Annotated in this window: 11 protein-coding genes; 6 read left to right on the top strand and 5 right to left on the bottom strand. The window is 35.5% G+C overall.

Annotation, left to right across the window (positions count from 1 at the left end):
- Nucleotides 1-132 precede the first annotated feature (132 nt).
- The 6 genes from ACFSR8_RS14685 to ACFSR8_RS14710 all read left to right on the top strand — a co-directional run bounded on the left by ACFSR8_RS14685 (nt 133) and on the right by ACFSR8_RS14710 (nt 7873).
- Nucleotides 133-1470, top strand: coding sequence for an exonuclease domain-containing protein (locus ACFSR8_RS14685; protein ID WP_380293365.1), 1338 nt, complete (start codon nt 133-135; stop codon nt 1468-1470).
- A gap of 117 nt (nt 1471-1587) precedes the next feature.
- A complete protein-coding gene (locus ACFSR8_RS14690; protein WP_380293367.1) occupies nt 1588-2283 on the top strand; it encodes a hypothetical protein in 696 nt (231 codons plus the stop codon).
- A 3-nt stretch (nt 2284-2286) separates the two neighbouring features.
- Nucleotides 2287-3972: a hypothetical protein gene (locus ACFSR8_RS14695; RefSeq protein WP_380293369.1), complete on the top strand. Its 1686-nt coding sequence runs from the start codon at nt 2287-2289 to the stop codon at nt 3970-3972.
- Nucleotides 3969-4343, top strand: coding sequence for a hypothetical protein (locus ACFSR8_RS14700; RefSeq protein ID WP_380293371.1), 375 nt, complete (start codon nt 3969-3971; stop codon nt 4341-4343). Before ACFSR8_RS14695 ends, ACFSR8_RS14700 begins: the two co-directional genes overlap by 4 nt.
- A 443-nt stretch (nt 4344-4786) precedes the next feature.
- A complete protein-coding gene (locus ACFSR8_RS14705; RefSeq protein ID WP_380293373.1) occupies nt 4787-7222 on the top strand; it encodes a helix-turn-helix domain-containing protein in 2436 nt (811 codons plus the stop codon).
- A 150-nt stretch (nt 7223-7372) separates the two neighbouring features.
- Complete coding sequence (locus ACFSR8_RS14710; RefSeq protein WP_380293375.1) at nt 7373-7873, top strand: hypothetical protein; 501 nt, start codon at nt 7373-7375, stop codon at nt 7871-7873.
- Between the two features lies 1 nt (nt 7874).
- Here the strand turns inward: ACFSR8_RS14710 and ACFSR8_RS14715 are convergent, their stop codons facing one another.
- The 5 genes from ACFSR8_RS14715 to ACFSR8_RS14735 all read right to left on the bottom strand — a co-directional run bounded on the left by ACFSR8_RS14715 (nt 7875) and on the right by ACFSR8_RS14735 (nt 13428).
- Complete coding sequence (locus tag ACFSR8_RS14715) at nt 7875-8111, bottom strand: DUF6095 family protein (RefSeq protein WP_380293377.1); 237 nt, start codon at nt 8109-8111, stop codon at nt 7875-7877.
- Nucleotides 8095-8919 carry an N-acetylmuramic acid 6-phosphate etherase gene (gene murQ, locus ACFSR8_RS14720; protein WP_380293379.1) on the bottom strand — a complete coding sequence of 275 codons (825 nt, stop codon included), beginning with the start codon at nt 8917-8919 and terminating at the stop codon, nt 8095-8097. Before murQ ends, ACFSR8_RS14715 begins: the two co-directional genes overlap by 17 nt.
- A 53-nt stretch (nt 8920-8972) precedes the next feature.
- Entirely contained in the window at nt 8973-11183 is a 2211-nt protein-coding gene (locus tag ACFSR8_RS14725; protein WP_380293381.1) for an NADP-dependent isocitrate dehydrogenase, read from the bottom strand.
- A gap of 865 nt (nt 11184-12048) precedes the next feature.
- Entirely contained in the window at nt 12049-12399 is a 351-nt protein-coding gene (rplS, locus tag ACFSR8_RS14730) for a 50S ribosomal protein L19 (RefSeq protein WP_380293383.1), read from the bottom strand.
- 243 nt (nt 12400-12642) lie between these two features.
- Nucleotides 12643-13428, bottom strand: a complete 786-nt coding sequence (locus ACFSR8_RS14735; RefSeq protein WP_380293385.1) for a TIGR02757 family protein — start codon at nt 13426-13428, stop codon at nt 12643-12645.
- Nucleotides 13429-13472 lie beyond the last annotated feature (44 nt).

Here is a 13472-nt window from a genome sequence, read left to right on the forward strand (position 1 = left end):
TACTGCAATCCGTGGGAGAGTAGGTCGCCGCCTTTTTTGAAGGTCCAATTACAATCGTAGTTGGACCTTTTTTTTGCCCTTAATTTCAATATCTTTAATACCAATACGTACAAAACGAGATCTCTTCCAATTATGTTGTACACCATAATAGATGTTGAAACGACGGGAAAGAGCAATAAACTTACCGAAATTTCTATTTTTAAATACGATGGTACACAAGTTATCGATGAGTTTACCACTTTAATTAACCCAGAGATTTGGATACCGGATTATATTATGGCACTCACAGGAATTGATAATGAAATGGTTGCTGACGCTCCCACATTCCCAGATATTGCACAGACTATTTTAGCGTTTACGGCCGACTGTATTTTTGTGGCGCATAATGTGAATTTTGATTATAACATGATTCGGAATGAATTTAAAACCTTGGGAATTGATTTCAACCGAAAGAAGTTATGCACGATTCGATTGGCCAGAAAACTAATTCCCGGACATAAATCGTATAGTTTAGGGAAACTTTGTAATGATTTACATATTACTATTGTAGATAGACATAGGGCAAGGGGCGATGCAGAAGCTACTGTGGTGCTGTTTGAAGTTTTACTACATCAGGAGCATGCCGATACGGTCTTTGAAGCGTTTTTAAGAAAATCCTCAAGGGAAGCTACGTTACCATCGCATTTGCCTACTTCGGTGTTCAATAACCTGCCTCATTCCCCGGGGATATATCTTTTTAAGAATAAAAAAGGTAAGATTATTTATGTGGGTAAAGCTAAGGACATCAAAAAACGGGTACTGAGCCATTTTTACAGCAAGGCCAAAAAATCTCTTGCGATGTGTCGAGAGACAGCCGATATTGATTTTGAGCGTTCAGGATCTGAATTGAGTGCGCTGTTGATGGAAGATGCCGCTATTAAAAAACATTATCCAGAGTATAACCAAGTAGCCAAACGCGCTCAAAAACGCTATGCTATTTTTAGCTATACTGACCGAAAGGGAATTATGCATATTGCCTATAATTCGCTTAGGGCTACCCCAAGCCCCATCCTTATTTTAAATTCCATTACGGAATGTCGGCAGGAGATTGAAGATATTTGCAGTAGGTTTGAATTGTGTCCGAAGTATTGCCATTTGCAAGAATCCGTAGCCAGTTGCAACCATTTTAAGATTCATACCTGTAAAGGGATTTGTAAAGATGAAGAACCACCAGAAGCATATAACCAACGTGTTTTACACGCTTTAGAAAGCTTACGACAACATAAAAAAGATGTTGTTTTAAAACAAAAGGGACGCTATGCCCATGAAGATGCGTTTGTTATGATAGCACAAGGCAGGTATTTAGGTTATGGATTTATTGATAAAACCGGACAGGTTACTACCACAGAAGAGTTAGAACCCTTTTTAATACGGCAACAGGATAATAGTGATATTAAAAAGATTATTAGGAAGGTATTAACTCAATTATAAATAGCAATATTTTATAATTAAATTATTTTAATAAATCTTCAATTTTTAAGGAAAAGTCTTAATATTTTTGATTACTTTTCTTTTTTTATTTTAATCAATAGCTTTAATAAACCGATTATGGCAGAGGATTATATTCTATTTAATAAGCTTTTTAATGATTTTCAGAAAAAGAGTCGTACAGTAAATAATTATTACGATTTCGAAGCATTTAGTGACATGAAAATTATTTTAAGTAAATATGTTGAGCTTTATGATAAAAGAGCTTATAATTACTACAATTTAGATGTTTCTAAAGTTAGAAAAATGTTGTCAGGGTTTAATAATCATATGAAAAAGGATCTTTTGTCTTTTTTTATTAAAAAACTCGTTCTCAATGGAAATACTGAAAAGGCGAGGGAAATAATTAAATTTTCAAATCAAGTTGAGATTAATTGCTCATTGGCTGATTTGAAGAATGGAAAAAACAGAATAAAAAATATTCTAAATATTATTCATAAATCTAGTGCTTATAATTATTGGACATTGATAATTAGTTTAGTTTTAACAATCTTCTTTTCCTTATTGATTTTTTCAACGGCTCCATATCAATTTATGGAAGTGATTGAAGTAAAAAAGCAATTAATAACAACAAATAAGTTTTTGAACAATTTATGCAACCTAGTTTTATATATTTTTGACAATGATTATAAGATGGAGGTCAAACCGATTAGTTTTTGTGGAGTGGTCTTAATTATTTCGTTGAAAATTTTATTTGTTCTAATTATTGGTAATTATTTAGTTAGAGAATTATTAGATAAGTTTAAAATATCTTAAAAAATGACTTTAGAGGAAATCGATTACGATATACGCAAATTTAACTCAATTTTTTTGAGGCTAGTATTATTTGTTTTGCTTTTCCTGATTTATGATAGAAATGATAATTTTTATGAGCCTTTAACTTATTTAATAACTGCAGCTTTATATTTAATATTATTGCTAATCAACTATAAGTTAACCAAGAAAAAATACAAGGGGAAGTGCCGTTTGATTTTGGATTTGTTAATTATTGGAATCTTTTTATTTAGGAAAGACTTAAGTTCAACTATTAATTATATGCCCTATATGCTATTGCTGTTTAATATGAACAGTCATTCTAATAGGAAAAGTAATATTTTAGTTTTCATAATTCTTTTTCATTTATCAATTCTTGTTGCTTGTAATTTTAAATTTATATGGACATTTCAATTAATCCCAGTCTTATTTTATGGATTCGTTTTCTTCTATTTTGTTAGAAAATATTTTAGAGTTCTAAATGAAAAAGTTATTGAATCAATAGGGGATTTATTTATTGAAAATGTAAATAATAATACTAATCATCATATATTAGAAAATGTTAAAGCACACATAAACAAAAAGAAAACTCTCAAAAACTTTTTGACTATTGAAAATCTTTATCTTTTTGTTAGGTTAAAAGAAAATTTAGTTCTTATTAAAGGGTCAGAATTTGTTAAGACAGATCCTAAAATAGTTGAGGAAGAAAAGAAAAAGTTATTTTCTTTTTTAGAAGATGAAAAAAGTACTTTATTGTTTACAAAAGAGATTGTTATAGATGGAAAAGAATATGATAATTTGGTTTGGGTAAAACATGAAATTCTACGCCACCAATATGTTTTTTTAATTGCAACGAAGTCATATTTGGGATATATAGGAGGGGCAATAGTTTCTAGCTTAAGACCAATTTTTGAATATATAGCCCGAATATTTTACGTCACAAATAGACTTGATAATTTGCAAAAAGAGCAAACGGAAATTATTAAGGAAAAGGTTACTCATGTTTTGGACGCACAAAATGCACTTCATTTTGTAAAAAACAAATTATCTCCAATAACTAGAACAATTAATTTAGTTGATAGATTGTACAAAAAGCCTGAAAAACTATCAGAAAAAAAGAAGAATTATATTAAACAGGAGTTAAAAAATAATACTAATAATGAAAAAGTAAAAGAGATTTTAAGAAAAGCAGAAGTTTTAATAAAGGGGGTAGATAATTTATTAAATCAAGAAGATGAAATTGTTTCTGTAAAGAGAATTATTGATGTTTTTAGGCAAAATTGGTTACACCATTTTAATTCTACCGAATCAATCTTCGTTGACATTAAAGATGTCTCTAATACTAAAATCAGCTTTAATTCAATGCTTTATGATTTTGTGTTTACTGATATTATTGAAAATATAAGCAAATATTCTAATGATTTTGTAAGCATAGTATTTACACAAGAAAATGAAACTGAAATAAGTATGTATTTTGTTAATTCAATAAAGGATTTTGAAAAAAACTACAGAGAGTTAAAGAAAATTTGTGAGTTGTATAACCGCGAAGATAATGACGAAATATACAAAAGAAATACTCATGGTTTGAGCTTCGTTCGTCTTCTACTAAGAAGAAAATTAATTGAGAATGAAATAAGTATAGATAAATCTAGAGAATTATTTACTTTTAAAATAACTTTAAAATTAGCATGAAGATTTTAATATTTGAAAATGAGGTTCAAGGAGTAAAAGGATCATTTGATGACGTTAATTTTCTTGATTTTAATGAAGAATTAAGTTTTGAGTATTACGAGAAATCTCAAACCTTTACAAAATTTGAATCACTAAATGATTATGCGGTGGCTTTTGTTGATATTGATTTATCAACGAATAGCGAAAAGGATGGATATGCCATTATTGATGATTTCATAAATAACTACAATTATAAACGGATCGTGGTCATGACTGGCCATGATGTCAAAGAAAAACTAAAACTAAAAAAAATAGACTTTTTAAAAATTTTAGGAAAGCCTATTTTTTTAGATGAATTAGAACTATTGATCAGATCATATAAAAACACATAAATACGCATAAAATATTTATTACAGTAAATGATAACTACTTTTTAAGTAAAGATATTTTTAATTCGATCTAGTCAATTAAGAGGTACATGTTGTTGTGAAACAGTTTTATATGTTTTTGAACGGCGCGTTTGAAGGATTACTTCTAAATATTATTGAGGCTACTTTCGTACAATGAATTTAGTAAATAAAAACTTGTTGTTTGGCTTTTAAACGACCTTGGCAGATAAGTGCGGGAGCGATAGTAGCGGCATCCTTTTTATGGTTTGGGAAGAACTGAGGTTTGGTTTGGTCTATACATTTAACAGATTGCTTCGTTGCTGCGCTTCTCGCAATGACGTGAATAAAAAGATACAGCGGATAGCGCGGTTTTTACTTTTTTGTAAAAACCCGCCATAAAAATCTTTCAAATTAGTATCTTCATTTTTTAAATCCTAAAGTATTACATGGCCGAAAATAAAGAACTGGACCTAGCTTGGCAATTTGTAAACCATACGAATCGCTGTATTTTTTTAACAGGAAAGGCCGGAACGGGTAAAACTACTTTTTTGCACCGTTTAAAGATGCATAGCTTGAAGCGTTTGGTAGTTGTGGCGCCCACGGGTGTTGCGGCGATTAATGCAAAAGGTGTTACGATCCACTCTTTTTTTCAAATGCCTTTTGGCCCAATTTTGCCGGATACGGATTTGAATGCTGGCAAGGGTTTTAATCGAAAATTTAGCAAAACAAAGATCAATATCATTAAGTCGATGGATCTTTTGGTGATTGATGAAATCAGTATGGTACGTGCGGATTTGCTGGATGGCATCGATAGGACGTTGCGACGGTTTAGAAATCGAAATAGGGTTTTTGGTGGCGTACAGGTGTTGATGATTGGTGATCTGCAACAATTGTCGCCCGTTATCAAAGAGAGCGAATGGGCGTTGTTGCGGCATGAATACAAAAACGGTTTCTTTTTCAGCAGTAAGGCCTTTATGGATTGTAACGCGATTACAATCGAGCTGAAACATATTTATCGCCAGGAAAACCCAAAATTCATCGAGATTCTTAATGAGATTAGAAATAATAAATTGTCCGACGCTGGGGCAACAGAACTAAATAAACGCTATATCCCGGATTTTAAACCTGAGCCGGACGAGGGTTATATTTCGCTAACTACCCATAATAATAGGGCAGAGGCTACCAACAGAAAGGAGTTGGAGAAACTTAGTTCCAAAACGTCTACCTATAAGGCCACAGTGAAAGGTAAATTCCCTGAAATGTCCTATCCAAATAAGGAGGTTTTGGAACTTAAAGTTGGAGCGCAGGTGATGTTTGTTAAAAATGATAGTAGTCCGGAAAAACGCTATTTCAATGGAAAAATAGGAAAGGTTATCCATTTAGATAAAGATGAAGTGACGGTTCACTGTACGGATGATGACTTCAATATTATTGTAACACCGGAGGAATGGGAGAACGTTAAATATACCGTGGATGCAGAAACGAAGGCTATTACCGAAGAAAGGATTGGAAGTTTTACCCAAATGCCTTTGCGCTTGGCGTGGAGCATCACGATTCATAAAAGTCAAGGGCTAACGTTTGAAAAGGCGATTATCGATGCTGAAGGTGCTTTTGCCCATGGGCAAACATATGTGGCGTTAAGCAGATGTAAGTCTTTGGAAGGCCTGGTGTTAAAAAGTAAAATCCATTCAAATCAGATTATTTCTGATGCCAATGTGGATAGTTTTAATACTCAGGCAGCTGAAAATGCGCCGGATCAAAAGGTGTTGGAAGATTCGCAGAAACGTTTTCAGTTGGATGCGATTGCCGAAATCTTTGGGTTTTATCAATTTTTGTATCCCGTAAATCGCATTTTGGATATTTATTATAAAAACCGCACGGTAATCGAAGGCTCGGTTGAATCCACCTTTTTGCCTATTAAAGACTGTGTTACTAATTTCTTGAAGGTGGCAAATGGATTTAAGGTACAATTGGAACGGCTATCAGAAAATGAAGGAATGGCCGAAGATAGTGTCCTAATACAAGAAAGATTTAAAAAAGGGATTGCCTATTTTAAAACCGAAACGGAGACTAAGATTTTAGAACCTTTGAAGCATTTTGCATTTACTACGGATAACAAAGCGATTCAAAAAGATATTGACAAGCCTTTGGATACCATTCAGGAGTTACTTGCCGTAAAGGTTTTATATTTTAACGGATTAACGGATGGCTTTGATGCAAAGCACTTTTTGGAACTTCGCGCGAAATCCGTTTTCAATGAGAAGCAAAAACCCAAAACTAGAAGAAAGTCGGTTGTTGAGGGTACTAGCAATGTGGAATTATTTGAAAAATTGCGCATGTTGCGTAATGAAATTGCTGAAGAAAAAGGCTTGGTGCATTTTCAAATTTTTACGCAAAAAGCACTTTATGAAATGTGTGAGACTTTGCCAACCAACAAACCAGAATTGTTGAAGGTAAATGGTATGGGTAAAACCCGGGTTGAAAAGTACGGCTCCGCTATTTTAAAAGTAATCCGAGCCTATTGTGACGACCATAATATTGAGACTTCTGCGGAAGCCGAAATTTTTGATGCGCCCAAACCAAAGCGTAAAAAAGGGGATACCAAAAAAGAATCTTTATCATTGTTTCAATCGGGGAAATCCGTGCAGGAGATTGCGGATGTTCGGGAGTTGAATATCAATACCATCATCGGGCATTTGGCTAGTTTTATACCTTCTGGTGAAGTGGAAATAAAGGATTTAATTCCTGAAACGCATTACAATGAACTAAAGGAAATTATTCCGCAGAAAACCTTTGAAAACCTATCGGATTTAAAACATCAGTTGGATGATAAATACAGTTATGGTGAATTGCGGTTGGTACTTGAGGATTTGAATTCCTGACCCCTCCGCTTTCGGTACCTCCCCTTAAAACAATAGGAGGAGTTCAGAAAGCATTTAGATATTTTGATTACTTTTTGTAAGGATTTGAGCGTGGTTTGACTAAACGAGCATTCTATTTGAAATTCAAATTATTTAGCTAAATTAGTGTCCATGAACGTCATCATCCAATCTACTTTAAAAACACTTCAAAAATCCCAAGTTTTATTAGACAATTTGACTAATGCACAGTTGTGCGATGCCTCCGTCCCACCATATTATTCTAGTATCGGATGTCATATTAGGCATATCCTTGATTTTTATGATTGTATTTTTAATTCGGATGAAAATAATAAAGTGGATTTAACTGCAAGGAGCAGAAACAAAGTAGTGGAATGTGATTGTGGACATGCGCAGGACTATTTAAATAGTATTATCAAAAAGTTGAATATGGCTTCTTTTGATATTAAAGACACTGTTTTGGTTTCGGATGATCTGGGACTGGGCAAAACAGAGATTCCTTACACGTACGGCTCTTTATTGGCGCAAGCTAACAGCCATACCATTCATCATTACGCCATTATTAATTATATATTCGATAGTTTAGGGATTACCATCAATGATGCTGAATTTGGATATAATCCAACTACACCCAAGCAGGTATCATCTGAATAGCTTATTTCTTTTTGAACATACTGTTCATGATGGTTCTAATCCCTTTGAACATCATGATCACTGCCATAGCAGAAATGGCGCAGCCCATAATTAGCAAAGGTAAATACAGTTTATCATCTGGTTTGCTGAATGCAAAACTTAGTAGGATTGGCCCCATAAAAAGGCTTAACAAGGCAAATACCAGAGTTTTTATGCCTTTTACTAATACTTTTTTATTGGTTCTATGTTCCTCGCTCATCGTTATAATGCTTTATGGCGTTTCTCACGCTTTTGTGTTCGTTAAGCAGTTTTGAAGCTTCGGCTTCCGAAACTTTAATTTCTTTCATTATCATTTTTGTGCCTCTGTCCACTAGCTTGTTATTGCTCAATTGCATATCCACCATTTTATTACCTTTTACATGGCCCAGCTGAATCATAGTGGATGTGGTAATCATATTGAGTACTAACTTTTGCGCGGTACCAGCTTTCATTCTTGAACTTCCTGTGACGAATTCCGGGCCAACTACCACTTCAATAGGAAATTGGGCAGTTTTTGATAAAGGACTATTTTGGTTGCAGGTAATACATCCTGTAATGATATTATTTTGATTGCAATTTTCCAAAGCGGAAACAACATATGGGGTGGTGCCCGAAGCGGCAATCCCTACTACCACATCTTTTGGGCTAATTTTATATGCTTGCAAATCTTTCCAACCTTGACTAGTGGAATCTTCCGCAAACTCCACAGCTTTTCTAATTGCGGAATCGCCACCTGCTATCAAACCAATAACTAAATCATGCGAAACACCAAAGGTAGGTGGGCACTCCGAAGCATCTACAATTCCTAATCTACCACTAGTCCCAGCACCCATATAAAATAGTCGTCCACCTTCTTTCAGTTTTAAAACAATTCGATGGACCAAAGCTTCAATTGCAGGCAGGACTTTTTCAACGGCGTAAGGTACAGTTTTGTCCTCATCGTTGATGTTTTTCAACAGTTCCGAAACACTCATCTTTTCCAGATGGTCATGGTTGGAATCTTGCTCGGTAGTTTTGGTGAAACTCATTTTTCAAAAATACTAATTATAAAAAAAGCTCCCGAAATGGAAGCTTTGATATTTTAATTTAAAATCGAATTAAACGTCGAATTTGGTCGCATTACATTATTCGCTTCAGATTCATCAGGAAGATAATACCCCCCAATACTTACAGGTTTACCTTGAATTTCATTTAGGGCTGTTACAATATCGGACTCGGCTTTCACCAATTTTTGAGCAATAGGGGCAAACTCTTTTTTTAAGGATTGATCCTCATTTTGATTTGCCAATTCCTGTGCCCAATACAGAGCAAGGTAAAAATGGCTACCCCTGTTGTCCAATTCTCCGGCAACCCTTGATGGGCCTTTATTATTATCCAATAACTTTCCTGTTGCTTCATCCAATGTTTCGGCCAAGACTTTAACTTTTGGGTTGCTGTTTATCTCGCTGTAATGTTCCAAGGAAACTGCCAACGCTAAAAACTCACCCAAAGAATCCCAGCGTAAATGGTTTTCTTCCAACAATTGTTGTACGTGCTTTGGAGCAGAACCTCCTGCACCAGTTTCAAATAAGCCACCTCCATTCATCAAAGGCACAATAGACAACATTTTTGCGCTAGTTCCCACTTCAAGAATAGGGAATAGGTCCGTTAAATAATCGCGTAGCACATTACCAGAGACTGAAATGGTATCTTTCCCATCTTTCAATCTTTCACAAGTGAAAAGCGTTGCATCTACTGGAGCAAGAATTCTTAAATCCAACCCAGAGGTATCGTGGTCTTTTAAATAAGTGTTTACTTTTTTAATCAATTCCGCATCGTGCGCTCTGTTTTTGTCTAACCAAAATACTGCAGGAGTCTGCGAAGCTCTCGCTCGGGTAACAGCTAATTTTACCCAATCCTGAACTGGAGCATCCTTTGTTTGGCACATGCGCCAAATATCACCTTCTTCAACATCGTGTTGCAACAATACGTTGCCAGAAGCATCTATAACTTTCACAACACCGTCGGATACAATTTCAAAAGTTTTATCGTGAGAACCGTATTCTTCTGCCTTTTGAGCCATTAAGCCAACGTTTGGGACTGTCCCCATAGTGGTTGGGTCAAAAGCACCATGCTCCTTGCAGAAATCTATAGTAGCCGCATAAACACCTGCGTAACTGCTATCCGGTATAACGGCTTTAGTGTCCTGAAGATTGCCCTGGGCATTCCACATTTTACCAGAAGTACGAATCATCGCAGGCATCGAAGCATCGATAATTACATCACTTGGTACATGCAAATTGGTAATCCCTTTATCGGAATTTACCATTGCAATGCCAGGTCCTTTTTCATAAGTAGTGGCAATATCCGCTTCTATTTCTTGGCGCTTATCAGCTGGTAATTCCTGGATACGTTCCAATAAATTCCCAAGACCTGAATTAACGTTAACACCAAGCGCTTCAATGGTTTCACCATGCTTTTCAAAAACATCCTTGAAGAATATTTTTACCGAATGCCCAAAAATAATCGGGTCGCTCACCTTCATCATGGTGCCTTTCATATGCAATGAAAACAGAATATTTTGTTCACGAGCATCCGCTACTTGAGCTTCAAAAAACGCCAATAATGCCTTTTTGCTCATTTTAGTGGCATCAATAATCTCGCCTTTTAATAAAGGAAAATTACCTTTTAAAACAGAGGCATTGCCATTGGTGTCCTCATGCACGATTTTGATACTTGTCGCTTCACCAAGAGTCACCGATTTTTCGTTATGGGCAAAATCGCCGGCACTCATAGTGGCCACATGGGTCCTTGAATTTTCAGACCATGCACCCATTCTGTGCGGGTTCTTTTTCGCATAATTCTTAACAGCCTTTGGCGCACGTCTATCACTATTACCCTCGCGTAGAACAGGGTTTACGGCACTTCCTTTTACTTTATCGTAACGCTCTTTGATATCTTTTTCCGTGTCATTTTCCGGCTCATTAGGGTAATCTGGAAGCGCAAAACCTTTGGACTGCAACTCCTTAATGGCTCCTTTCAACTGAGGTACTGAAGCACTGATGTTCGGCAATTTTATAATATTGGCCTCGGGTCTTTTTGCCAATTCGCCAAGTATTGCCAAATCATCAGAAACCTGTTGTTCTTCCGTTAAAAAATCGGGAAAAACTGCAAGGATTCTTGCCGCCAAGGAAATATCCCTAGTTTCAATTTCGATACCAGAAGATTTCACAAAAGTCTCCACGATTGGTAAAAAGGATCGTGTTGCCAAAGCTGGTGCCTCGTCAGTTTTTGTATAAATAATTTTAGACATTCGCGTCGCGTTTTTTTATGAATAAAAGAGCTAAAAACAGCAGAGAAAATTCGATTCGTTTTTAGCGACTGCGAATATACGAAATTTGATAGTTATAATAGAAGCATATGGAAGGGAAAAACAGAGAACCCGGAAACATTTCGCATAATTTTAATATATCCTCTGAGAAGTATCGAATTGTCAAAATAGCATATCATATAATATAAAAAGTAAAAAGCCATATCACTATAGAATTTAATCTATTCTGACATGGCTTTCCTTGAAATAACTTTACGTGACCTAATTTAACATTGCTGTTAAAATCAACCTGCATTTTCATACAGATCTTTTCAATTCAAGTAACGGTATTTCAAATGAAACATAAGATGTAATTTTCAAAATGTATTGAACTTATTACTATCATGTTTCATGATGTAATTGTTTTTCTTAGTGTTTGCTTTTCTTTCTTCATTTTCATGAGGAAATCATTTCAAACATCACTTTCAAATGCCTCGGGCGTTTTAAGTCCTTCTCATTTTTAAGCTTTTAGTTACGCGTTCATTCCAGCAATTTACATTTGGGGAATGTTTGTAACCTTCGGTTTCATTATTTGTATTTTCATTTAAATAGTTCAGCCTAAAAAAACAATTATATGTGTAAAGAACGTTTCTTTTACGGAATTTTTAAATTTAAATCCGCATGAGTTGCAAAACCGGCTTGCACCGTTATTTTTAATTCCTCACCTAATATACGCCAAAAGTTCCGTATTGCCAAATTTTCGTAACGTTTTATATGTCAACCGCTTATCAACAGCACTTATTAACTTTTGTTCATAAAAAAAAGCCCTGGGCAAATCCAAGGCTTTTTCAAGTTGTTAGTTTTTCTACTAGTGTCTTTTTTCCTTAATCCTAGCTTTCTTACCAGTAAGCCCTCTAAAGTAGTAAATACGTGCACGACGTACTTTACCACGCTTGTTCACCTCAATTTTCTGCAAAGCAGGCAAGTTTATAGGAAAAATACGCTCAACGCCGATAGACCCCGACATCTTTCTGATGGTAAATGTCTCAGAAGAACCAGAGCCTCTTCTTTGGATCACAACCCCTCTAAAAAACTGGGTACGCGTCTTGTTACCTTCCTTAATTTCGTAATAAACGGTAATGGTGTCACCGGCACCAAAATCCGGTATGTCCTTTTTTGTTACAAATTCGTCTTGAACAAATTTTACTAAAGATTCCATGTCTTTATCTTTAAACAGTTGATTCGAAACAACATTCACGATTCTCGCCAGAGGTTAACCCGAAATTGGGTGCAAATATAATTAATAATACAAAATGCACAATTATTAATTTTATTTTTTATTTGGGCGTTACCCACAAGGGGTCGGGCTTTCGCTACTCAATCCCTCCTTCGTCGGGGATTTCAAACAGGCCGTTCAATCCCTAACGCAGTGCAGAACAAAAGTGAAGGTTTAGACATAATTTTAAAACCCCTCAAAAACCCCTAATCCAAAAAGCGCAAAATCATATTTTACAGGGTCTTCAGCATCCAGTTGTCGCAGATTTTTGTCCAGCTCCAAAAGCGCTTTGGCATCATTCTGCTTTCGTTTCAGCAGGCCTAGTTTTCGGGCCACATTTCCGGAGTGTACATCCAAAGGGCACGACAGTTGGCTGGGCAAGAGGGTTTTCCAAATCCCAAAATCCACCCCGGCATTATCCTGCCGGACCATCCACCGCAGATACATGTTGATACGTTTCGCGGCCGAATTCTTCAACGGATCGCTTACATGCTTTTGAGTGCGAGGCAGATGTTCAATTTCAAAAAACAGCGTTTTGAATTTTGAAATGGATTTTTGCAGCGAATCCTTTTCCGCATGTTTTGAAAATACCCCCTCCAAGCCACCATGATTCTTATAAATATGTTGCAACGATTTTATAAATTGAATACAATCGCCGCCATTAAAGGTGCGGTGCACAAACGGCTCAAGTTTTTCCAAATCACTTTCCTGATGGTTCAAAACAAAATCATGAGGTGCACTGTCCAAAAGTTCTATCAGCCTTTGGGCATTGTTAATGATACTTTTGCGGTTGCCCCATGCAATAGTGGCCGTCAGAAAACCTGATATTTCAACATCTTCTTTTTTTGAAAATCGGTGGGGTACCTGTATGGGGTCGGTTTCAATAAATTTTGGGTTGTTGTACTGTTCTACCTTTTCATCTAAGAAGATTTTAAGTTCCGCCTTTGGAAGTTTATTTCCTATTTTATTCATATTTGGCAAAAATAGCTGTAATTAGCTAAATGCAAAATAGACTA

Origin of the sequence: Hyunsoonleella rubra (assembly GCF_042684665.1) — a bacterium.
In the GTDB taxonomy this organism is placed as follows: domain Bacteria; phylum Bacteroidota; class Bacteroidia; order Flavobacteriales; family Flavobacteriaceae; genus Jejuia; species Jejuia rubra.

Coding starts and splice junctions, on each gene's coding strand:
- ACFSR8_RS14735 (WP_380293385.1), bottom strand. CDS start 13,428: ATGAATAAAATAGGAAATAAACTTCCAAAGGCGGAACTTAAAATCTTC.
- ACFSR8_RS14705 (WP_380293373.1), top strand. CDS start 4,787: ATGGCCGAAAATAAAGAACTGGACCTAGCTTGGCAATTTGTAAACCAT.
- ACFSR8_RS14700 (WP_380293371.1), top strand. CDS start 3,969: ATGAAGATTTTAATATTTGAAAATGAGGTTCAAGGAGTAAAAGGATCA.
- ACFSR8_RS14715 (WP_380293377.1), bottom strand. CDS start 8,111: ATGAGCGAGGAACATAGAACCAATAAAAAAGTATTAGTAAAAGGCATA.
- ACFSR8_RS14685 (WP_380293365.1), top strand. CDS start 133: ATGTTGTACACCATAATAGATGTTGAAACGACGGGAAAGAGCAATAAA.
- ACFSR8_RS14695 (WP_380293369.1), top strand. CDS start 2,287: ATGACTTTAGAGGAAATCGATTACGATATACGCAAATTTAACTCAATT.
- ACFSR8_RS14725 (WP_380293381.1), bottom strand. CDS start 11,183: ATGTCTAAAATTATTTATACAAAAACTGACGAGGCACCAGCTTTGGCA.
- rplS (WP_380293383.1), bottom strand. CDS start 12,399: ATGGAATCTTTAGTAAAATTTGTTCAAGACGAATTTGTAACAAAAAAG.
- ACFSR8_RS14710 (WP_380293375.1), top strand. CDS start 7,373: ATGAACGTCATCATCCAATCTACTTTAAAAACACTTCAAAAATCCCAA.
- ACFSR8_RS14690 (WP_380293367.1), top strand. CDS start 1,588: ATGGCAGAGGATTATATTCTATTTAATAAGCTTTTTAATGATTTTCAG.
- murQ (WP_380293379.1), bottom strand. CDS start 8,919: ATGAGTTTCACCAAAACTACCGAGCAAGATTCCAACCATGACCATCTG.